At 51.4% G+C, this 20,189-nt stretch carries 25 protein-coding genes, 2 tRNA genes and 1 pseudogene; 6 read left to right on the top strand and 22 right to left on the bottom strand.

Going from position 1 to position 20,189, the window contains the following annotated elements; translation table 11 throughout:
• Positions 1-215: 215 nt before the first annotated feature.
• The 5 genes from HT085_RS02075 to HT085_RS02060 all read right to left on the bottom strand — a co-directional run bounded on the left by HT085_RS02075 (position 216) and on the right by HT085_RS02060 (position 2,354).
• Positions 216-449 (bottom strand): glutaredoxin family protein, encoded by a 234-nt coding sequence (locus HT085_RS02075; protein WP_003687723.1) that lies wholly within the window; start codon positions 447-449, stop codon positions 216-218.
• 17 nt (positions 450-466) lie between these two features.
• Positions 467-601 carry a hypothetical protein gene (locus HT085_RS12010; protein ID WP_255294322.1) on the bottom strand — a complete coding sequence of 45 codons (135 nt, stop codon included), beginning with the start codon at positions 599-601 and terminating at the stop codon, positions 467-469.
• A gap of 13 nt (positions 602-614) precedes the next feature.
• Positions 615-815: a bacterioferritin-associated ferredoxin gene (locus tag HT085_RS02070; protein WP_002214037.1), complete on the bottom strand. Its 201-nt coding sequence runs from the start codon at positions 813-815 to the stop codon at positions 615-617.
• 171 nt (positions 816-986) lie between these two features.
• Complete coding sequence (gene xerD / locus HT085_RS02065) at positions 987-1,862, bottom strand: site-specific tyrosine recombinase XerD (protein ID WP_003690783.1); 876 nt, start codon at positions 1,860-1,862, stop codon at positions 987-989.
• A 51-nt stretch (positions 1,863-1,913) separates the two neighbouring features.
• The gene (locus HT085_RS02060; protein ID WP_010357251.1) at positions 1,914-2,354 is read right to left on the bottom strand and encodes a peroxiredoxin; all 441 of its coding nucleotides are present in this window, start codon (positions 2,352-2,354) and stop codon (positions 1,914-1,916) included.
• A gap of 320 nt (positions 2,355-2,674) precedes the next feature.
• On the opposite strand from HT085_RS02060, the gene HT085_RS02055 reads away from it, so the two are divergent.
• From HT085_RS02055 to folK, 5 genes and pseudogenes are all read left to right on the top strand, one after another.
• The gene (locus HT085_RS02055; protein WP_003687718.1) at positions 2,675-3,613 is read left to right on the top strand and encodes a serine hydrolase; all 939 of its coding nucleotides are present in this window, start codon (positions 2,675-2,677) and stop codon (positions 3,611-3,613) included.
• A 128-nt stretch (positions 3,614-3,741) separates the two neighbouring features.
• A complete protein-coding gene (gene hfq, locus HT085_RS02050; protein WP_003687717.1) occupies positions 3,742-4,035 on the top strand; it encodes an RNA chaperone Hfq in 294 nt (97 codons plus the stop codon).
• Between the two features lie 84 nt (positions 4,036-4,119).
• Positions 4,120-4,686: pseudogene (gene mnmM / locus HT085_RS02045) on the top strand (tRNA 5-(aminomethyl)-2-thiouridylate-methyltransferase MnmM).
• Between the two features lie 53 nt (positions 4,687-4,739).
• Positions 4,740-5,114: a SirB2 family protein gene (locus tag HT085_RS02040; RefSeq protein WP_003687714.1), complete on the top strand. Its 375-nt coding sequence runs from the start codon at positions 4,740-4,742 to the stop codon at positions 5,112-5,114.
• Positions 5,115-5,123: 9 nt separating this feature from the next.
• Positions 5,124-5,618, top strand: a complete 495-nt coding sequence (gene folK / locus HT085_RS02035) for a 2-amino-4-hydroxy-6-hydroxymethyldihydropteridine diphosphokinase (RefSeq protein WP_003687713.1) — start codon at positions 5,124-5,126, stop codon at positions 5,616-5,618.
• A 127-nt stretch (positions 5,619-5,745) separates the two neighbouring features.
• Here folK and HT085_RS02030 read toward each other — a convergent pair whose 3' ends face one another.
• From HT085_RS02030 to HT085_RS02020, 3 genes are all read right to left on the bottom strand, one after another.
• Positions 5,746-6,225 carry an NGO0322 family iron-responsive protein gene (locus HT085_RS02030; RefSeq protein ID WP_003687711.1) on the bottom strand — a complete coding sequence of 160 codons (480 nt, stop codon included), beginning with the start codon at positions 6,223-6,225 and terminating at the stop codon, positions 5,746-5,748.
• A gap of 219 nt (positions 6,226-6,444) precedes the next feature.
• Positions 6,445-7,182, bottom strand: a complete 738-nt coding sequence (ubiE, locus tag HT085_RS02025; protein ID WP_003687710.1) for a bifunctional demethylmenaquinone methyltransferase/2-methoxy-6-polyprenyl-1,4-benzoquinol methylase UbiE — start codon at positions 7,180-7,182, stop codon at positions 6,445-6,447.
• 42 nt (positions 7,183-7,224) lie between these two features.
• Complete coding sequence (locus HT085_RS02020; RefSeq protein ID WP_003687709.1) at positions 7,225-7,593, bottom strand: gamma-butyrobetaine hydroxylase family protein; 369 nt, start codon at positions 7,591-7,593, stop codon at positions 7,225-7,227.
• A 119-nt stretch (positions 7,594-7,712) separates the two neighbouring features.
• On the opposite strand from HT085_RS02020, the gene mnmC1 reads away from it, so the two are divergent.
• Complete coding sequence (mnmC1, locus tag HT085_RS02015; protein ID WP_003687708.1) at positions 7,713-9,332, top strand: FAD-dependent 5-carboxymethylaminomethyl-2-thiouridine(34) oxidoreductase MnmC1; 1,620 nt, start codon at positions 7,713-7,715, stop codon at positions 9,330-9,332.
• A 521-nt stretch (positions 9,333-9,853) separates the two neighbouring features.
• On the opposite strand, the gene HT085_RS02010 is transcribed toward mnmC1, so the two are convergent.
• From HT085_RS02010 to bioA, 14 genes are all read right to left on the bottom strand, one after another.
• Positions 9,854-9,928: transfer RNA gene (locus HT085_RS02010), tRNA-Glu, on the bottom strand.
• A gap of 17 nt (positions 9,929-9,945) precedes the next feature.
• Positions 9,946-10,022: transfer RNA gene (locus HT085_RS02005), tRNA-Arg, on the bottom strand.
• A gap of 110 nt (positions 10,023-10,132) precedes the next feature.
• Positions 10,133-11,806, bottom strand: a complete 1,674-nt coding sequence (gene recN, locus HT085_RS02000; protein ID WP_003687706.1) for a DNA repair protein RecN — start codon at positions 11,804-11,806, stop codon at positions 10,133-10,135.
• A 183-nt stretch (positions 11,807-11,989) separates the two neighbouring features.
• Entirely contained in the window at positions 11,990-12,592 is a 603-nt protein-coding gene (gene scpB, locus HT085_RS01995; RefSeq protein WP_002235622.1) for an SMC-Scp complex subunit ScpB, read from the bottom strand.
• A 100-nt stretch (positions 12,593-12,692) separates the two neighbouring features.
• The gene (gene ylqF, locus HT085_RS01990; RefSeq protein ID WP_003687704.1) at positions 12,693-13,634 is read right to left on the bottom strand and encodes a ribosome biogenesis GTPase YlqF; all 942 of its coding nucleotides are present in this window, start codon (positions 13,632-13,634) and stop codon (positions 12,693-12,695) included.
• Positions 13,635-13,714: 80 nt separating this feature from the next.
• A complete protein-coding gene (rapZ, locus tag HT085_RS01985) occupies positions 13,715-14,569 on the bottom strand; it encodes an RNase adapter RapZ (protein ID WP_003687703.1) in 855 nt (284 codons plus the stop codon).
• A complete protein-coding gene (hprK, locus tag HT085_RS01980; RefSeq protein WP_003687702.1) occupies positions 14,550-15,512 on the bottom strand; it encodes an HPr(Ser) kinase/phosphatase in 963 nt (320 codons plus the stop codon). The genes rapZ and hprK overlap by 20 nt, the downstream gene beginning before the upstream one ends.
• 3 nt (positions 15,513-15,515) lie before the next feature.
• Complete coding sequence (gene ptsN / locus HT085_RS01975) at positions 15,516-15,965, bottom strand: PTS IIA-like nitrogen regulatory protein PtsN (protein ID WP_003687701.1); 450 nt, start codon at positions 15,963-15,965, stop codon at positions 15,516-15,518.
• 184 nt (positions 15,966-16,149) lie between these two features.
• The gene (gene ubiA, locus HT085_RS01970) at positions 16,150-17,040 is read right to left on the bottom strand and encodes a 4-hydroxybenzoate octaprenyltransferase (RefSeq protein WP_003687700.1); all 891 of its coding nucleotides are present in this window, start codon (positions 17,038-17,040) and stop codon (positions 16,150-16,152) included.
• The gene (locus HT085_RS01965; RefSeq protein ID WP_003687699.1) at positions 17,030-17,437 is read right to left on the bottom strand and encodes a hypothetical protein; all 408 of its coding nucleotides are present in this window, start codon (positions 17,435-17,437) and stop codon (positions 17,030-17,032) included. Before HT085_RS01965 ends, ubiA begins: the two co-directional genes overlap by 11 nt.
• An 8-nt stretch (positions 17,438-17,445) precedes the next feature.
• On the bottom strand, positions 17,446-17,541 hold the full coding sequence (locus HT085_RS12240) for an HNH/endonuclease VII fold putative polymorphic toxin (protein ID WP_157147422.1): 96 nt from the start codon (positions 17,539-17,541) through the stop codon (positions 17,446-17,448).
• 19 nt (positions 17,542-17,560) lie between these two features.
• Complete coding sequence (locus HT085_RS01955; RefSeq protein WP_010357240.1) at positions 17,561-18,037, bottom strand: chorismate--pyruvate lyase family protein; 477 nt, start codon at positions 18,035-18,037, stop codon at positions 17,561-17,563.
• Positions 18,038-18,051: 14 nt separating this feature from the next.
• Positions 18,052-18,699 (bottom strand): dethiobiotin synthase, encoded by a 648-nt coding sequence (bioD, locus tag HT085_RS01950; protein WP_003690778.1) that lies wholly within the window; start codon positions 18,697-18,699, stop codon positions 18,052-18,054.
• Complete coding sequence (bioA, locus tag HT085_RS01945) at positions 18,696-19,997, bottom strand: adenosylmethionine--8-amino-7-oxononanoate transaminase (protein WP_003687694.1); 1,302 nt, start codon at positions 19,995-19,997, stop codon at positions 18,696-18,698. Before bioA ends, bioD begins: the two co-directional genes overlap by 4 nt.
• Positions 19,998-20,189 lie beyond the last annotated feature (192 nt).

The following is a 20,189-nucleotide window of genomic DNA, read 5'->3' as shown; positions in this document are numbered from 1 at the left end:
TTTTCTAATTTTTATTGAAAAAATCAATAAATTAAGAATTCTCCCAACCGACAAATAAAATAAAGAAAGGGTCAATATGCAACACCGTAGAAGATTGGCAATTTACCAGGCATCCAAACGTGCTTCCTTTACCGGCAGGTCATCAGCCCCACAAAAACGTAAAGAACGTTGATTTGAAAAAATGCCGTCTGAAGTCCTGCTTCAGACGGCATTTTTTACCGTTCGAGAAACTGTTTCAACCTGTCCTCATCCAAAAACCAGTGGCAAATTTCCTCATCTCCCGCCAACAAAACGGGAATCAGCTCATTGTATTTTTCTTCCAAAACAGGATTTTCATCCACATCGACCACTTCCAGCCCGAACCCGTATTCATCCTGAAAAGGTTTGAGTGCATCGCGCATTTTGTGGCACAAGCTGCAATATTCACGAAACATCAAGGTCAATTTCATCCGCGTTTCCTTATCTGTCAATTTGCACACGCCAAAGCCTTAGACGCAGCAGAATCATGGTCTATTTGGGAAAAAACAATGTCTTCGAGGAAGATGATACTCAAGTCCTGCCAAAAACAGCAAAAATGCCGTCTGAACAGTTCAGACGGCATTTCCAAAACCGTTTTACGCTTGAACGTTGATACCCGCCGTAACCGTCGGTTGCGCGTTGTGCGCCGTCAGAAACGAAGCGGCAAGCTCCCCGCAGCAGCCGCAGCAGCTCGCCACGCCCAATTGCGACTGCAAATCGCCCATTGTGGTCGCGCCGGCAGCGATGGTTTCCTTGATTTGATGGTCGGTAACGGCATTGCAGATGCAGACAAACATTTTGTGCTCCGTGTGTTCTCAAACTATCGTACCGATAGCGGCTTTTATTATCGTATGCAAATATAAATAAAAACGGTTCGCATTGCAAGGTCGGCATACACGGTTTGTCTTGGTAATTTTTTATCAAGTTTGCATTTTCGATTGATTTCTTATTAAACCGAAGCAGAAGCCTCAGTTTCGGGAATGGTGTTCCTTAACCACGCTATGCAGCCGCACATTGGCAACATGGGTATAAATCTGAGTCGTGTTCAAATCGGCGTGTCCCAACATATCCTGAACTACGCGCAAATCCAATCCGTGCCGCACCAGATGCGTGGCAAAGGCGTGGCGCAGGCTGTGCGGGCTGATGTGCCCGATGCCTGCCCTGCCGGCATATTCTTTGACAATCATCCACGCCAACTGCCGGGAAATGCCCGTTTTTTTCTGACTGACAAACAATGCGTCGCAACTCCTGCCTTTCAGCAGAAGCGGGCGTGCCTCCGTATAATAGCGTTCCACCCAATACGCTGACTCCTGTCCCATCGGGACCATCCTCTGCTTATCGCCCTTGCCCAGCGTGGTAATACAACCCCTGTCCAAATCCACATTGCCGAAATTCAGCCCGACCGCCTCGCTGACGCGCAAGCCGGTCGCGTACATCAATTCGAGCAGGGCCTTATCCCGCAAACCGTGCGGCGTGTCGGTATCCGGTGCGGCAAGCAGTCGGGAAATCTGCTGTTCTGTAATCAGTGTCGGGATGTTTCTGTCGATTTTTGGCGGTTTCAGCAGGCGGGTGGGATTGTCCGCCCTCATCCCTTCCCGTTCCATCCACACATACAGGCGTTTGCACGCCGACAGTGCGCGTGCCTGCGAACTCCGTTGCTCCCCGTCAACATAAACCGCCGCCGCCAAATCTGCTTCGTCCGCATCCTTCAGCGTTCTGCCGCACAAAGACAGCCGGCGGGCGATCTTTTCCAAATCCCGCCGGTAGCTGTCCAAAGTATTCCGACTGAGCCGCCGATCCAACCACAAAGTTTCCAGCAGCCTGTCAATCAAACCGTTTTCCATAACGTTCCAAACCAATGCCGTCTGAATCTTCTTCAGACGGCATGGTTCACATCATCGGGAAAGCGTTTCCAACACTTCCTGTGCATGACCCGCCACTTTGACTTTCCGCCACTCCCGGACAATTTCGCCGTCCTTGTTCAGAACGAACGTACTGCGCTCGATGCCTAACGACTCTTTCCCATACAGTTTTTTCAATTTGATGACATCAAACAGGCGGCACACCGTTTCATCCTTGTCGCTCAACAGCTCGAACCGGAAACCCTGCTTGGCGCAAAAATTCTGATGCGCCTTTACGCCGTCGCGGGAAATACCGACCACGGTATAACCCAATGCCTCAAACTGTTCCAAACGCGCATTAAAATCCAAGCCTTCCGTCGTACAGCCCGGCGTACTGTCTTTCGGATAAAAATACACGACCAAAGGCAGATGTTCTGCCGAATGAAAATCCGCACCGCTGCTCGAAGGCAGGGTAAATTCATATTTCATATCCATAGTCCTACTCCCGATATTCCCATTATTCAAAACGGCACGCAGACGCACCGCCGCAATTGCCAAACCAACCCCGATTCTACCGCCCCAAAGGACAAGGATTCAACCGCCGGAAACATCCAAACCGACACACGACGGCATGAAAAATATCCATGTCAAACCACAAAATATGTTCCGATTTAAAAACAGAATGTTATAAAACCCAACTCCAAAAACACAACAAGACCGCCCGCCTACGGGCAGTCTCCTGTCAGACGACATACTTTACAGATGGCTGTTTTTTCAACAAAATAACGCCAATACTCAAAAATACGGAACCAAAAATGTCCATCCGCACCCTGAAACGCCTGCCCTCATCGCTGCTGCTCGGCCTCTGCCTTTCCCTGCCGTCAGCCCACCTTTTTGCCGACAACGACATTTTAGGGCAATTTTTAGAACAGAACATGCTTACCTCCTCCGATCCGATAGAAATATTCGCCGAAAGCACGATATATCCCGCCGATACCCAGGCCATTACGGGCGGGCTGATTCTGTCCTCCCAATCCGCACTGGTCGTCAACAACAAAACAGGGCAAATACTGTATCAGAAAAACGCCGACAGGATTATGCCCATTGCCTCCATTTCCAAGCTCATGAGCGCGATGGTCGTTTTGGATGCAAACTTGGACATGAACGAAACCGTTACCATCACACCCGACGAAATCGACCGCCTCAAAGGGACCGGCAGCCGTCTTGCCATAGGTACGGCACTTACACGTAAAGAACTGCTGCACCTTAGCCTGATGAGCAGCGAAAACCGCGCCACCCATGCATTGGGCAGAACCTACCCCGGCGGCATGGGCGCATTTGTCGCCGCCATGAACCGCAAAGCCCAAAGCCTGGGCATGTACGGCAGCCGCTTTTACGAACCGACCGGACTCAACTTCCAAAACGTTTCCACCGCCAAAGACCTGAGCCTCATGGTCAACGCCGCCGCCCAATATCCGCAAATCCGCACCAACTCGACTTCCAACTACGCCTCGGTACAAACCAAAAACGGGCAGCAAAACTATAAAAACTCCAATGCCCTGGTCAGGGAAGGCATGTGGAACATCGAATTGCAGAAAACCGGCTACATCCGCGAGGCAGGCAGGTCTATGGTTGTCAAAGCCAACATTCAAAACCAACCCGTTACCATCGTATTGCTGAACTCGCCCACATCCGCCACACGCGTCAACGACGCCCGCAAAATCGAATCGTGGATGCTGCAGCAACGCTCCTGACATACAAATGCCCGGCGGAAAACCGCCCAAACACAAAAAAATTGGTAATTTTTCCTATTCCAGGCTACAATTCGACACGCACAGGGCATCTGCCCGATTTCACAATCATAATAGCGGAGTTAAAAAATATGACAGCTAAAGGACAAATGTTGCAAGATCCCTTCCTGAACGCATTGCGTAAAGAGCATGTTCCGGTTTCGATTTACTTAGTTAACGGTATCAAATTGCAAGGTCAGGTCGAATCTTTCGACCAATACGTCGTTCTTCTGAGAAACACTTCCGTAACCCAAATGGTTTACAAACACGCCATTTCCACCATCGTACCGGCTCGCTCCGTCAACCTCCAACATGAAAACAAACCCCAAGCCGCACCGGCTTCGACCCTTGTCCAAGTGGAAACCGTCCAGCAGCCTGCCGAATAATCCGCACGAAGCATGACGTGTCATATCTTTCAATACCTTACCGGACAACGGTAAGGTATTTTTATTTTCAGGCGGCATTTAAAAATATTATTGAAAAACATCCTTCCATTCGCCCATTGCCTTTTGCGGGAGGCACTTCCCGAAGGCGGCAATGCGCTGGACGGCACCGCCGGCAACGGACACGACACCCTTTTCCTCGCACAAACCGCAGGCAACAGGGGGAAAGTGTGGGCATTCGACATCCAGCCGCAAGCCCTGAACAACACCCGATGCCGTCTGCAGGAAGCAGGTTACAGCAATGTACGGCTCATCTTGGACGGACATGAAAACCTGAAGCAATATATTCCGGAGCCGCTGGATGCAGCCGTTTTCAATTTCGGCTGGTTGCCCGGAGGCGACAAGAATCTGACCACCGACAAGGAAACCAGCATTCCCGCCCTTTGAGCAACCCTCTCCCTGCTGAAAGAAGACGGTATGCTTATTGCCGTCCTCTATCCGGGACACGAAAACGGCAAACAGGAGGCAGAAGCCGTCGGACAATGGGCAAAAAACCTGCCTCAAGAACAGTTTGCCGTTTTACGTTACGGCTTTACCAACCGGAAGAATAGCCCACCCTATCTTTTGGCATTTGAAAAACTGCGTCAAAAATAACTGTTTGCGGTAAAATAAGCCGATTCTAACCCTTATTTTGATACGAGCCGACCATGCAGTATCTGATTGTCAAATACAGCCATCAAATCTTCGTTACCATCACCATTTTGGTATTCAACATCCGTTTTTTCCTACTTTGGAAAAATCCAGAAAAGCCCTTGGTCGGCTTTTGGAAAGCACTGCCCCACCTCAACGACACGATGCTGCTGTTTACGGGATTGTGGCTGATGAAGATTACCCATTTCTCCCCGTTCAACGCGCCTTGGCTCGGCACAAAAATCCTGCTCCTGTTCGCCTACATCGCACTGGGCATGGTAATGATGCGCGCCCGTCCGCGTTCGACCAAGTTCTACACCGTTTACCTGCTCGCTATGTGTTGCATCGCCTGCATCGTTTACCTTGCCAAAACCAAAGTCCTGCCATTCTGAAACACTGCCATGAACAACAGACATTTTGCCGTCATCGCCTTGGGCAGCAACCTTGACAACCCCGCACAACAAATACGCGGCGCATTAGACGCGCTCTCGTCCCATCCTGACATCCGGCTTGAACAGGCTTCCTCACTGTATATGACCGCACCCGTCGGTTACGACAATCAGCCCGATTTCATCAATGCCGTCTGCACCGTTTCCACCACCTTGGACGGCATTGCCCTGCTTGCCGAACTCAACCGTATCGAAGCCGATTTCGGACGCGAACGCAGTTTCCGCAATGCACCGCGCACATTGGATTTGGACATTATCGACTTTGACGGCATCTCCAGCGACGACCCCCGCCTTACCCTGCCGCATCCGCGCGCGCACGAACGCAGTTTCGTCATACGCCCTTTGGCAGAAATCCTCCCTGATTTTATTTTGGGAAAATACGGAAAGGTTGTCGAATTGTCAAAACGGCTGGGCAATCAAGGCATCCGTCTTTTACCGGACAGGTAATTCCGCACGCGGATGCCGTCCGAACACCGGTTTCAGACGGCATTTTTCCTTTGCCGCCAACACGCGTGCAAAAAAAATCGCCCCTTGAGAAAGGGGCGCAAAAGGAACACAAACCACTACCAAAACTTTAAATCTGCAACACTGCCTGCCGCATACTGTACCCGACAGGATATAAGGCCCTCACTAAATCGTTTCGAGAAATCCAAACTTCTTCATCACCGACAGAAAATCTGCCTTTCTCCGGCACCAGCTCCAACAAAAACGGCTGAACCGCCGTATGCAGCTTGTCCTTACACCGCCCCAGCTTTCTGGACAACGCGGACAGGGCGCGTTTGTAGGCATTATCCTTGCGGTCGAGCTCCCTCGCACTACCGACCCAGCTCAAACGAAGGTTGCGGCTTTCATCTTCAATCAACAAAATACCTGTTTCAACTTCCCCCACCTCGGGTTCGCACGAAAGCGCAATATAATATTTGCCGTCAATATTGACATATGCCGCTTCATGCACCTGACAGTTGCAGCCGGAAGTGGCAAGCAACGAATAAACAGAATCACGGTGCAGCCTCAAAATATCGGAGGAAATCTGTTTGAAAATACTTTCCGGCATTTTTCCCTCCTTTCGTCTGCTGCGTTGTTTACTGGATTGACTGCATTATACAGACATCTCCCAATTTTACAAATGATAATTGTTCCTATTTTTTAAAAAGTTTATAAATTATTGATAAATATATGAATTAATTTTTAAGATTTAAAACCTTTGTCTCAAAAAATACAAAAATGCCGTCTGAAACGTGTTCAGACGGCATTGGCTTCACAGGCAGTCCGTTTAAAATTTCACGCCCTTATGCAGCGCGACGATGCCCGCACTCATATTGTGATAATCCACGCTGTCGAAGCCTGCATCCAGCATCATCTGTTTCAAAGTTTCCTGATCGGGGTGCATACGGATGGATTCGGCGAGATACTGGTAGCTGTCCGCATCTTTGGCAATCAGCCTGCCCATTACCGGCAACAGCTTGAAAGAATAAAAATCGTATGCGCCTTCGAGCGGCTTGTAGATTTTGGAAAACTCCAACACCAGCAACGTACCGCCCGGTTTCAAAACACGGTACATTTCCTTAAGCGCGGCATCTTTATACGTCATGTTCCGCAAGCCGAACGCCACGGAGACCAAGTTGAAATAATTGTCGGGGAAAGGCAGTTTTTCCGCATCGGCAAGCGACACGGGTAAAATCATGCCTTCGTTCAACAGACGGTCGCGCCCGACGGTCAGCATAGAAGAATTAATATCGGTCAGCCAAACCTCGCCTTCCTTGCCGACCCGTTTCGCCCAACCGCGCGACAAATCGCCCGTACCGCCCGCAATGTCCAACACTTTATCGCCTTTTTTCAGGTGCGCCGTATGGATGGTAAAATGCTTCCATACGCGGTGCAGCCCTGCCGACATCACATCATTCATAATGTCGTAGTTTTTGGCGACGGAGTGAAACACTTCCGCCACTTTTCCGGCTTTCTCATCTTCGTTGACCGTGCTGAACCCGAAATGCGTTTTTTGTCCGCCCATATTCTAACCACCTCCCTGATACCGCCCTACGGCATCCCAAACTTAACAATCTGATTGCTTTTCAAAACGCGACGCGCCCGCCGCCGCCAATTTGTCCAAATATTCCTGCCACATCGCATCGTATCCGTATGCCAGTCTGTGCAGATACGCCCAATCGTAAAGACCGCTGTCGTGCCCGTCCGAAAAACTGATTTTCAGCGCATACTGTCCGACAGGCTGCAAATCCGTAATCTGCACATCCGCCTTACCGGTCTGCAAAACATCCTGTCCCACGCCGTGTCCGCGCACTTCCGCACTCGGCGAATAGACGCGTAAAAATTCGGCAGGCAGATTTTTAGGTTCGTCCCCATAAGTCAAAACCAACACGGCACGGTTTTTCAACAAACGGATTTCAACAGGAATATTATTCAAAAAACACCTCGGTTCGGCATACAATATCCGGCAGGCGTACGCGTGCCTTTAAACGGCGCGTATTTTAACAGCTTTATCCCGATACCGATATTCAAACCCACACTTCAGACGGCATTGATATGGACAATCTCGTATGGGACGGCATTCCCGACATCCGCACACTCGACCAAACCATCCGCAAACACGCACACCCGCTCAACCTGATTGTCTGCCTCCCCGATAATCAGATTCCCGATTTTCAAACCGCACAAGATGCTTCGGACTCGGAATGCCGTCTGAAGCACCGTTTGGATCAGGCAACCCAGTGCCTCCAGTTCGACAGCATCAACCTCATCGAACACATCCTGCCCGATGTCCGCTTCTGGCTGGTTCCCCCTTCACGCACCCGCCGCCTGCACGAACACTTCCACCACATTTCCTGGCAGACCGAAGCCATCCCGCAAACCGAAAGCAAGTCCGACAAACCCTGGTTTGCACTTCCACAAACATCCGAACGGAAAAAACCGGAACACGTCCTCGTCATCGGTGCAGGCATTGCCGGCGCATCGACCGCCCACGCCTTAGCATCACACGGCATTTCCGTTACCGTATTGGAAGCCCGAAAAGCCGCTCAAGCCGCCAGCGGCAACCGGCAAGGGCTGCTTTACGCCAAAATCTCGCCGCACGACACCGGACAGACCGAACTGCTGCTTGCCGGCTACGGCTACACCAAACGCCTGCTCGGACACATCCTGCCCGACTCCGACACTTGGGGCGGCAACGGCATCATCCACCTCAATTACAGCCGCACCGAACAACAACGCAATCACGAATTGGGTTTGCAAAAACACCATAACCACCTCTACCGCAGCATCACGTCTGCAGAAGCCGAAAAAATCGCCGGCATCCCGCTGAACACGCCCTACGCCGAACCATTATGCGGACTCTACTGGCAACACGGCGTATGGCTCAATCCGCCCGCATTCGTCCGCACCCTCCTCAGCCATCCGCTGATCGAACTATATGAAAACACAACGTTAACCGGCATTTCCCACGACGGAGAAAAGTGGATTGCAAGCACGCCAAACGGCACATTTACCGCCACACACATCATCTACTGCACCGGCGCGCACAGCCCCTGCCTGCCCGAAACCAACCTCGCCGCCCTACCCCTCAGGCAAATACGCGGACAAACCGGACTCACACCGTCCACCCCGTTTTCCGAACAACTGCGTTGCGCCGTTTCAGGCGAAAGCTACATCAGCCCGTCGTGGCACGGACTGCACTGCTACGGCGCGAGTTTTATTCCCAACAGCAGCAATACCGGATGGAACGAAGCCGAAGAAGCCTCAAACCGCCAAGCATTGGCACACCTTAACCCCGCCCTTGCCGAATCATTGTTTGCCGCCAACCCAAACCCCCAAAAACACCAAGGGCACGCCGCCATACGCTGCGACAGCCCCGACCACCTCCCCGTCGTCGGCGCACTCGGCGACATTGCCGCCATGCGGCAGACTTACGCCAAACTTGCACTGGACAAAAACTACCGCATCGACACCACATGCCCATATCTGCCCAATGCCTACACCAATACCGCCCACGGCACACGCGGGCTTGCCACCGCCCCCATCTGCGCCGCCGCCGTTGCCGCCGAAATCCTAGGCTTGCCCCATCTCTTTTCACAACGCCTGCGCCACGCCCTACACCCCAACCGCACCGTCATCCGCGCCATCGTCAGAAGGCAGAACCTGATTCCTTAAGCCTTTGCCGCATGCCGTCCCGACCACAAAAAATCATATTCAAATAAACATACCAATCCTCACGGTAAAATATCGAAAACACCCATAACGTTTTCTTCCCAAAATAAGGAGTAAGGAATGCCTAACAAATTGCCTTTGCTGTCCAAGATGAATTTTCCGTAACATTCGAAGACTTCCTTAACCCTGCCAGCCGCTTCGGTTTCTGTACCCCCTGTTAGATAAGGAAGGGATGAAAAAGCCCTGTTACTTGTATGAAGCAAAGGGCGTTAATTTTTGTTAATCTTCCCTTCTCAGGAACTCAATATATAAGGATGTTAATTTTTATTTCCCTTCTCGAGGACTCAATAGTATGAGAAATGAGAAATGAGAAATGAGAAATGAGAAATGAGAAATGAGAAATGAGAAATGAGAAATGAGAAATGAGAAATGAGAAATGAGAAATGAGAAATGAGAAATGAGAAATGAGAAATGAGAAATGAGAAATGAGAAATGCCTCCGATATAATCGGAGGCATTTTGAATTGGCACGCCCACGGGGAATCGAACCCCGGTTACCGCCGTGAAAGGGCGATGTCCTAACCGCTAGACGATGGGCGCATATTGTATTTTCTTACTGGCGCACCCGGAGCGATTCGAACGCCCGACCCTCTGGTTCGTAGCCAGATACTCTATCCAACTGAGCTACGGGTGCGACACAATCACTTGTTCAAGTGATTAAGAAAGCGTGATAATACGGATTTATCTGAGTCCTGTCTATTATTTTAGACTTCTATTTTCAGTTATTTTTGTAACTGATTGATTTTAAAATAAACTATTTTTCGACGCAAGTTGCAGCAATTCTGCCGCATGTTGCCGCGTCGTATCGGTAATAACTTCTCCGCCCAACATACGGGCAACCTCTTCGATCCGTTGTATTTCATCCAATATACTGATTTCGCTGACGGTTTGCTCTCCCTCGCTGTGCTTGCGCACCCGCCAGTGGTTTTCTCCGCAGGATGCGACTTGCGGAAGATGGGTAACGGCAAGCACCTGATGTTTTCTGCCCAACGCACGTAATGCCTTGCCGACCATTTCAGCCACTCCCCCTCCAATACCGGTATCGACCTCATCAAAAATCAGGGTGGGAACTTGGGTATATTGGCTGGCAACAACCTGTAAGGCAAGGCTGATACGCGCCAATTCGCCGCCGGAGGCGACTTTGTTCAGCGGGCGGGGCGGATTGCCTTTGTTAGCGGCAACTTGAAATTGAACCTGCTCCAAACCGTGTGCCGTCGGCGACGAAGGCAACAGGACGATGTCGAAACGCGCGCCTTTCATGGCAAGGTGTTGCATATGCTCGGTCGTTTCGCTACTCAAACGCCCTGCCGCCTGATGGCGCATGGCAGAAAGGATGTGGGCAGCTTCCTGATATTCGGCAAAATTGTGGGCAACATTATGCTCGAGCGCGTCCAAATCAGCGGCAGCTTGAAGACTTTGCAGGCGTTCTTCGATTTCTGCCAACTTGGCAGGCAACTCTTCGGGTTCAATCCGGTATTTCCGCGCCATCCCCATCAGTTCACCCATACGCTGTTCCTGTGCCGCCAATTCATTGGGGTTGATGTCACTGTGTCCTGCCACATCGCGCATATTGGCACTGATTTCGCCCAATTCGGCCTCGATGCTTGCCAACATATTCAGGCTCTCGGCAAAGCGCGGCTCGATGTTTTGCAGATTGGCCAATAGTTTTTGACATTGATAGATATGGCGTTGGATGCCGTTGTCGCCGTCAATCTTGCTTCCGACTTCTTCGGCGGCCTGCAACAATTCGGCAGAATGGGCAAGGCTGTCGTGGCTTTGGCTGAGAGCTTCCCATTCGCCTTGTTTAATGTCCAACTGATTCAGTTCGTTAAACTGCCATTCCAGACGCTCCCGCTCGATAATGACGGCATCGGCGTGTTCCTGCGCCTCTTGGAGGGCTTTTTTCGCATTGGCCCAGTTTTGATAAAGCTGCCTGACGGTTTCCGCCTGCACCCTGCCGCCCACAAATGCGTCCAACAATTCGCGCTGGGCAGCTTCCTGATTAAGCGAATGATGGTCGTTTTGCCCGTGGATGTCGATAAGCTGCCCGCCGACGGCTTTGAGTTGCGCCAAGGTAGCCGCCTGATTGTTGATAAAACTGCGGCTTTTGCCTTTGGCATCGATAATGCGGCGGATACTGAGTTCTTCCCCGCCCTCATCCAACAGCCCTTGTTCACGCAATTCTGCTTTTAAAGCAGGCAAATGGGAAATATCGAACAATGCCGACAACTGCGCTTCTTTTGCGCCGCTGCGGACTTGGCTGTAATCGGCCTTATCGCCCAACAGCAGACCAATCGCATCCAAAGTAATGGACTTGCCCGCGCCGGTCTCGCCGGTCAAAACGGTAAAACCGCTTTGAAAATCCAGATTCAGATTTTCGACAATGACAAAATCACGCAAAGAAAGTGTTAGAAGCATTGTGAGGATTCCTTAGCAATTCTACCGACAAAAGCAATATCAACTTTAGATATACGAATTATATCTAAGATTTTTTAAATTAAAAATAAGTTTTTCCTTAATTTTGCTTAGTGTTTGTTTTTATCTGCTTATTTGTTGCAATGCCGTCTGAAGCAATGTGCGTTTCAGACGGCATTTGGAATTTCAGTTGGGCAGGGTATCGGACGGTACGGTTTCCGGCTCTTCTTCATCCGTAGGCGGCATTTCTATCAAATCGGGCAAAACCAGTTCGCCCAGTTCGGTCAGCGGCGGCAGTTCTTCCAAACCGTCCAAGCGCAAATCGCTGAGAAAAGTTGCCGTTGTTGCCCACAATGCGGGTTTTCCCAATGTGTCCCGATGTCCGATGACTTCAATCCACCCCCGATCCTGCAAGGTCTGCATCACGTTCTGCGACACCGCCACGCCGCGTATACCTTCGATGTCGCCGCGCGTTACGGGCTGCTGGTAGGCGATAATCGCCAGTGTTTCCATCACGGCGCGGGAGTAGCGCGGCGCACGCTGTTCTTGCAGGCTGCCCAGCCGCTCGAATGCCGTCTGAACAATCTGAAAACGCCAGCCCTCCTGCGTATGCACCAGTTGCAACGCCCTATCCTGCCAACGCGTTTTCAACTGCGCCAACACATCAATCAGTTTGTCTTGCGACAACGGCGGCACACACAGTTCGCGCATAGATTTTTCGGTCAGCGGTTCGGTTTGGGTCAGCAGTGCGGCTTCAATCAGCGCGTCGGGAGAAATTTTGTCGGTCATACGGGTATCCGTGCTGAAACGGCATGGGTTTGGATATGCCGTCTGAAATCGGTTGGAGTAGAGAGAAGCTGCCTGAAAAATATTTTTCAGACGGCATTCTTTATGCTTCCGAAGGCTTCTGCCCTTTGCGCTCTGCTTTTCTGGCTTCGCGAATGGCTTTGAGTTCGGCTTCTTTCTGACGTGCTTTTTTAAGCCAAGTTTCCCATTGGTTCGGTGTTTCAAGGGTGATTCTGCCGATTTTGCCTTCGCGGAAGTCCGTGAGGATGTTTTCGGCGGCTTTTTGGTAGTTGACCCGTCCGCCGCTGAGGACTGCGCCGCGTTTTTTGGCTATCCATTCGAGCCACGAGTTGTCGTCCCAGTGGCTGCTGGGGTCTTTGTCGGCTTGGTAGCGTTCTTGCAGCATAGGGAGGTAGTGGCGGCGGAGGTAGTCTAAAAGTTCGAGGGCGACTTCTTCTTCGTCCAATGCGTTGCGTCCGACTGCGCCGCCGGCGGCGAGGTTGTAGCCGCTTTCTTCGACGATGATTTTCGGCCACAGCATTCCCGGGGTGTCGTACAGCCAGAAGTCGTCGGCAAGGAAAAGGCGTTGTTCGGCTTTGGTAATGCCGGGTTCGTTGCCGGTTTTGGCGGATTTTTTGCCTATCATTCCATTGATGAGGGTGGATTTGCCGACGTTGGGAATGCCGCAAATCAAAACGCGCAGGGGTTTGTCTATGCCTTGCCGGTGGGGAATCATCGCGCGGCAGGCTTGGGTGATTTTGCCGTGTGCGCCGGTTTCGGAGGAATCGAGGGCGATGGCCCGGGTGTCGGGGCGGCTGTTGTAGTGGTCAAGCCAGACCTTTGTGCGTTCAGGGTCGGCAAGGTCTTGCTTGTTTAAAATTTTGAGTTTGGGCTTACCTTTGGAAAGCTGCGCCAACAGTGGATTTTCGCTGGAGGCGGGCATACGCGCGTCCAGCATTTCAATCACCATATCAACGCTTTTGGCACGCTCGGCGATGGCTTTTCTTGCCTTGTTCATATGGCCGGGAAACCATTGGATTGCCATGTCTGTTCTTTCTTCTCAATATTTGAAATGCCGTCTGAAACGGCGGACGGGGTTTCAGACGGCATAATGGTTTGACGGGATTAGCGGCCCGACAGGTTTTGCGCCTGCCTGTGCCGTATCAGCAATTCATAACGCCCTTTCAACCTTCGGGCGAGTTTTTCGACAATATAGACCGAACGATGCTGCCCGCCGGTACAGCCGATGGCGACGGTAACGTAGCTCCTGCTTTCATCCTCCAAACGCGGCAACCAACGCGTAACAAACCTTTCGATGCCGTCAACCATTTCCTGCGCCAACGGCTGTCCGTCCAAATAATCCCAAACGGGCTTGTCCATACCGGTGTAAGGCCTCAACTCGGGATCGTAATACGGGTTGGGCAGACTGCGCATATCGAACATAAAATCGGCGTTGTTCGGCACACCGTATTTGAACCCGAAGGACTCCAAAACCACCAGCAGTCCGGTACGCTCAACCTTCAGCCACTGCCGGACTGCATGGCGGAGCTGTTGGGCATTCATCTTGGAAGTGTCGATACAGTAGGCGATTTCCTTAAGCGGGAACAGCCATTCGCGCTCTTTTTTCAGGCTTTCCAACAGCGTCATATCCTGATTGCTCAAAGGATGTCCGCGCCGGGTTTCGGAAAAGCGGCGGACCAGCACGGCCTCTTCCGCCTCGACAAACAAAACTTCCACCCTGTGTCCGAGTCCGCGCAGATAGGCAATCTGCTCGCGCGCTTGGGCAATGTCTATGCCGGAACGCACATCGACGCTGACCGCCAATTCGGTTTCGTCCGCACGTTCGATATGGTACGACACCAGCGACGGCAGCATTTCCAAGGGCAGGTTGTCCACGCAAAAATAGCCCAAATCTTCCATTTGGCGCAGTGCAACGGATTTGCCCGAGCCGGAAAGCCCGCTAATCAGGACGATTTTCATGATTCTGTTCGTTTTCTTTAAGTTGCGTCTGATGGCGTTCCAAAAATTCGCGCGTACTGTCTTTGCCGCGCAACTGCAAAATGTAATTGCGTACCGCCGCCTCAACCAAAACGGCAAGGTTGCGTCCGACGGCGACGGGCAGCGTAACCGAACGGACGTTGACGTTGAGGATGGATTCGGTTTCGGTGCGGATGCTCAACCGGTCGAGCTGCTTCATATACTCGTCGTCCGCCTCGACCAAATTGATAATGAGTTGCAGGATTTTTTTGGGGCGGATGGAAGTTTCGCCGAAAATATGGCGGATATTGAGTATCCCCAAGCCGCGCACTTCCAAAAAATCGCGCAGCATAGGCGAACAACGCCCTTCCAATGTTTCCGGACCGATGCGGAACAGCTCGACCGCATCGTCGGCAATCAGGCTATGGCCGCGCGAAATCAGTTCCAATGCCAATTCGCTCTTACCCAAACCAGAATGTCCGGTAATCAGCACGCCGATTTCAAACACATCGAGAAATACGCCGTGTTTGACGGACGATGCTGCCAAGGTGCGTTGCAGGTAAATCCGCAACACATCCATCAGATAAGGGCTTTCGAGTTTGGAAGTCAACAGGGGGATGTCGTTTTTGTGGCAGTAGTCGCGCAGCCCCGGGGAAACCGGCAAATCGTTTGCCACAATGACCAAAGACATGGAAATATCGAACAGGTCTCCGAACTGATAACCCGTCTCCCCCGATTCGAGGCGGTTCAGATATTCCGACTCCGCCAAACCGACCACTTGGATTTGGTTGGGATGGATGAAATTCAGGTGTCCGACCAGGGCGAGGACGGGCTTGTCCGCCTCTACGCCGATACGGTTGTCCGCACCCGAATTGCCGGCGGCCCAGGCAAGTTGCAACTTGTATTGGTTGTCGTCAAACAGGCGGCGGACGGAGATACTGGGCATATTTTATTCTTCGGTCAGGATGGCGCGGGCTTCTTCCGCAGAAGCAACCGTCATCAGCGATTCTCTGATGCTTTTTTGGGAAAACTTGCCGGCCAGTTTGGATAAGACTTCCAAATGCTCGCCCGTTGCGTTTTCCGGCACCAGCAAGATAAAAACCAGTGAAACCGGTTTGCCGTCAGGCGCGTCGAATCCGACGGGTTCGCGCGTACGGATGAACGCGCCCGTCGCCTGCTTCACGCTCGCGTGGCGGCCGTGGGGGATGGCGACACCCTGCCCCAAACCGGTCGAACCGAGTTTTTCACGGGCAAAAAGACATTCGAAAACATCAGCATGGGACAATGAGGATTCGCGTTCCAAAAGCAGGCCCGCTTCCTCAAACAGCCTTTTTTTACTGCCCACCTCCATATCCAAAACAATATGGGACAAAGGCAAAATTTCGCCGATAAGGCTCATAAGCTTCTCTTTTCAGACATCGCAAAACAGAAGGATTGTACCGACTGCCGGGGCAAACCTCAATCCCGCATACGGTACGGGCTGACATAACACAGCGTTTCAAAAACATATTTTAACGCTTTTCGGCACAGATAGAAATGCCGTCCAAAGCAGTTTACGGTTCTTCAGACGGCATTGCCCTGCCTTATTTCGCGAAAAACGTATGGGCAAAAATAGCGGCAAACCACACCCAACCGATTCTGTTGTTTGCCAAAAACGTTTCAAAACAGATTTGCCGGACGCGGCTTTTGATGGCGGCATATTGGCGGTATTGCAGCAGCAGGACGATGGGGATTGCCGTCCAATATGCCCATGCCGCACCGATAACCGCACCCAATACTGCCATCAGCAGGGTAAAGCCGCCATGACACAGCATAACGGCGGCGATGTCGTAACGCCCGAACGTGACGGCGGAGGTTTTGATGCCGATTTTCAAATCGTCCTCTTTGTCCGCCATTGCATAGACGGTATCGTAAGCCAGTGTCCATAAAACATTGGCGGCAAAGAGTATCCACGCTTCAACGGGAACGCTGTTGCCCACTGCGGCAAACGCCATCGGGATGCCGAAGGAAAAGGCAAGTCCCAGATAAAATTGGGGAATCGGAAAAAAGCGTTTGGTAAACGGGTAAGTCAGCGCAAGGAACAGCGCGGGCAGGCTCATCAGCCATGTCAGATGATTCAGCGGAATCAGGCACAATGCGGCAAGCAGACACAAAAATGCCGTCAGCAGCAGGGCTTCTTTTTTCTTGACCCTGCCCTGTGCGAACGGACGGTTTTTGGTGCGCTCGACAGCACCGTCAAAATCGCGGTCGGCAAAGTCGTTGATGACGCAGCCGGCACTGCGCATTAAAAACGTGCCGATTGTAAACGCCGCCAATACCGCCAAATCGGGAATGCCGTCTGAAGCCAGCCACAATGCCCAGTAGGTCGGCCACAGTAAAAGCAGCGTCCCAATGGGCTTGTCCGCCCTCATCAGTCTGATATAAACGTCCAAACGATCGGACAGTCGTAAAAATAAAGGGGATTTAAGATTCATAACCCTCTTTCATATAAGTCTTACACCCTTGGAAAACTAATCCATAAACTTCTAGTTCCAATAACCAATTTGAATTATTGTCGTAAAATCTTATTATTTTTAGACCATCTTCTTGGTTCTTTATTTCTACTTGGCATATATTTCTATTGTTATGCGACCAATTTTGACATTTCATTCCTTTAATAAAGCTATTTCTTAATTCAATTTCAACTGTATCATAATCTTTTAGCCACAGCCCCCATTTTTCGATTTCTACAGAAGGCTTTGTACTTGTTCGGATAGTTAAAATACAATTAGACAAGTCAGTTGAAAAAGAGACTAGTGAAATATCCATTATGCCACTAGGATATATTTGTTTTAGAAAACGATTCCTACTTATTATTTCTATTATATTCATATTTCTTACTAAAAATTATAGTGTCCGTGAGTACCATCGACATGTCCTGTATCTAAATTGGAGTCTCTTATATTAAAATGTGGTTTAGATGCAGGTTGCCGCACAGCTTGAAAAAACGGTATTTTATCCGATAAAGCGTTTCAGTTCGGGCAGAAAATACTCGGTCAGCAGCATTTCCTCGCCTTGATGGGAAAACCGAGAACGCCGCGCGGCAAAGTACCGTCCGCATCCTTCACTGGAAACGGCAAACTCAAACGCCGAACGCGCCCCTTCCAAATCGGCTTGAAACAGACGCTCGCCCAAAGGGCGTGTGCCGCAGTCCAAAATGTTTTGCCAAAACGCCGAACCGACGCTGCACGCGCTTCGTGCCTGCACAACAGCAGTGCCGTCCAGTTTCAGAAGCACATCGCGCACCCTCCGCCGTCCGTATTCCGTTTCCGCTTCGCCCAGTTTCAGCAGTTCCACCGAAAATGTATGCGGCAAGGCGCACAATGCGGCGGTCAGCGACCGGGCTTTCAATAACCGGCTCATCGGCAGGTCGATGCCGTCTGAAACGGGGGCGGGCAAGTCGGGCAGCCATTTCCCAAATAGGTGTTCCATATCTTTCCCAATCTTTATACCGCGCCTGTTTTTGCCAACTCCATCCATTCCGCTTCGGGAAAATCGGCTTTCAGACGGCATTGCAGATAGTTCAGGCTGTCTTGGGCGACGTGTGCGTCGCGGCTGTCGTGGATGTGGTTAAACACGAGGCTGTGCAGGCGAATGCCGTATTGTTTGAGCACGACGAAACTGAGCAGGGTGTGATTAATGCTTCCCAGCCGTCCGCTGGTAACAAGGATGACGGGATAAGCCTGTTGCTGAATATGATCAATGGTTAACAGCTTTTCCGTCAGTGGTACCATCAACCCGCCCGCGCCTTCGACCAAAACGACTTCGTACTGCGCCGCCAATTCTTGTGTGGCGGTGCGGATTTTGTCCAAGTCCAAACCCCTGCCGTCCAGTCGGGCGGCAAGGTGGGGCGAGGCGGGATGGCTGAAGATTTCAGGCATAGTCAGACGCTGTTCATCAGCTTCCTGCATGGGTATGCCCATGATTTTACGGTGGACGGCGATGTCTTCGGCGATGTCTTGGCAACCGGTTTGCACGGGCTTTTGCGTAATCACGCTTTTGCCCTGCTGCAACAATTGTTTTGCCAACATACCGGTGGCGACGGTTTTGCCGATGTCCGTGTCTATACCGCTGACGAAGTAAACGCCTTTCATTTGCTGTGTTCCTTCAAGATTTGCACGGTTTTATCGGCAAGTTTGGTCAAAATGCCGTCTGAAATGATATAGGGCGGCATCAGATACACCAGCCTGCCGAACGGGCGTACCCAAATGCCCTGCGCCACACAATCCGCTTGAAAACGCGCCATATCCACGCCTTTTTCCAACTCTATCACGCCGATAGCACCCAAAACGCGCACGTCTTTCACGCCGCGAATGTCCCACGCGGCTTTCAGACGGCCTTTTAAGATGCTTTCGATACGGCGGATATTTGCCTGCCAGTCTTGGGATAAAAGCAGCTTGACCGAAGCACAGGCAACGGCACACGCCAGCGGGTTCGCCATAAATGTCGGGCCGTGCATAAACACGCCCGCTTCGCCGCGTGAAATCGTTTCGGTAACTTTTTGCGAAGTGATTGCCGCCGCCAGCGTCATATAGCCGCCGCTCAAACCCTTGCCGATACACATAATATCCGGCACGACCTCCGCGTGTTCGCAGGCAAACATCTTGCCCGTGCGCCCGAATCCGGTGGCGATTTCGTCAAAAATCAACACGATATCAAATTCGTCGCACAAATCGCGCAAGCCGCGAAGATACTGCGGATGATAAAAATACATGCCGCCCGCGCCTTGCACGACCGGTTCTAAAATAAAGGCGGCAATATCCACATGATGCGCTTCAAACAAGGCGCGGACAGGCTGCAAATCCGCCCCGTCCCATTCATCGTCGAAACGGTTTTTCGGATTATCGACAAAATAACGCTGCGGCAACGCGCTGCCGAAAATATGGTGCATCCCCGTTTCCGGATCACAAACGGACATCGCGTTCCAAGTATCGCCGTGATACCCGCGCCGTACCGTCGCAATATTCTGCTTCGCCGTCAGACCCCGCGCCTGCTGGTATTGCACCGCCATTTTCAACGCGACTTCTACCGAAACCGAACCCGAATCCGCATAAAAAATACGGTCCAGCCCCTGCGGCAAAATCCCGACCAACAACTTGCCCAGCTCCACCGCCGGCTCGTGCGTCAGGCCGCCGAACATCACGTGCGCCATTTGTTTCATCTGATTCTCAACCGCCTGATTCAAAACGGGATGATTGTAACCGTGTATCGCACACCACCAAGACGACATCCCGTCAATCAGCCGCGTGCCGTCCGCCAATTCGATAAACACCCCTTCTGCACGTTTGACAGGATAAACGGGAAGCGGATCGGTCATGGAAGTATAGGGATGGAGCAGATGGGTACGGTCGAAATTAAGTAATGATGATGTGTGTTGATGTTCAGACGGCATAAGTTTCTCTCTTTTCTTATTACTGCATTCAAACGCAAAAAGCGTATTCTACTCCGACAGACCGCTTCCCACACCTTTCCATCCGTTTCGGGCGAAAAACCGCGAAACAAATCGTCCGCAACATAAGCGCACACCGTTTCGCATTCCTCAAGCCTGATTGGAATCAGACGACCCAACGCCCAATACCGTTTC

Origin of the sequence: Neisseria gonorrhoeae (assembly GCF_013030075.1) — a bacterium.
GTDB lineage: Bacteria > Pseudomonadota > Gammaproteobacteria > Burkholderiales > Neisseriaceae > Neisseria > Neisseria gonorrhoeae.
This window is presented reverse-complemented; position numbering and strand designations above follow the sequence as displayed.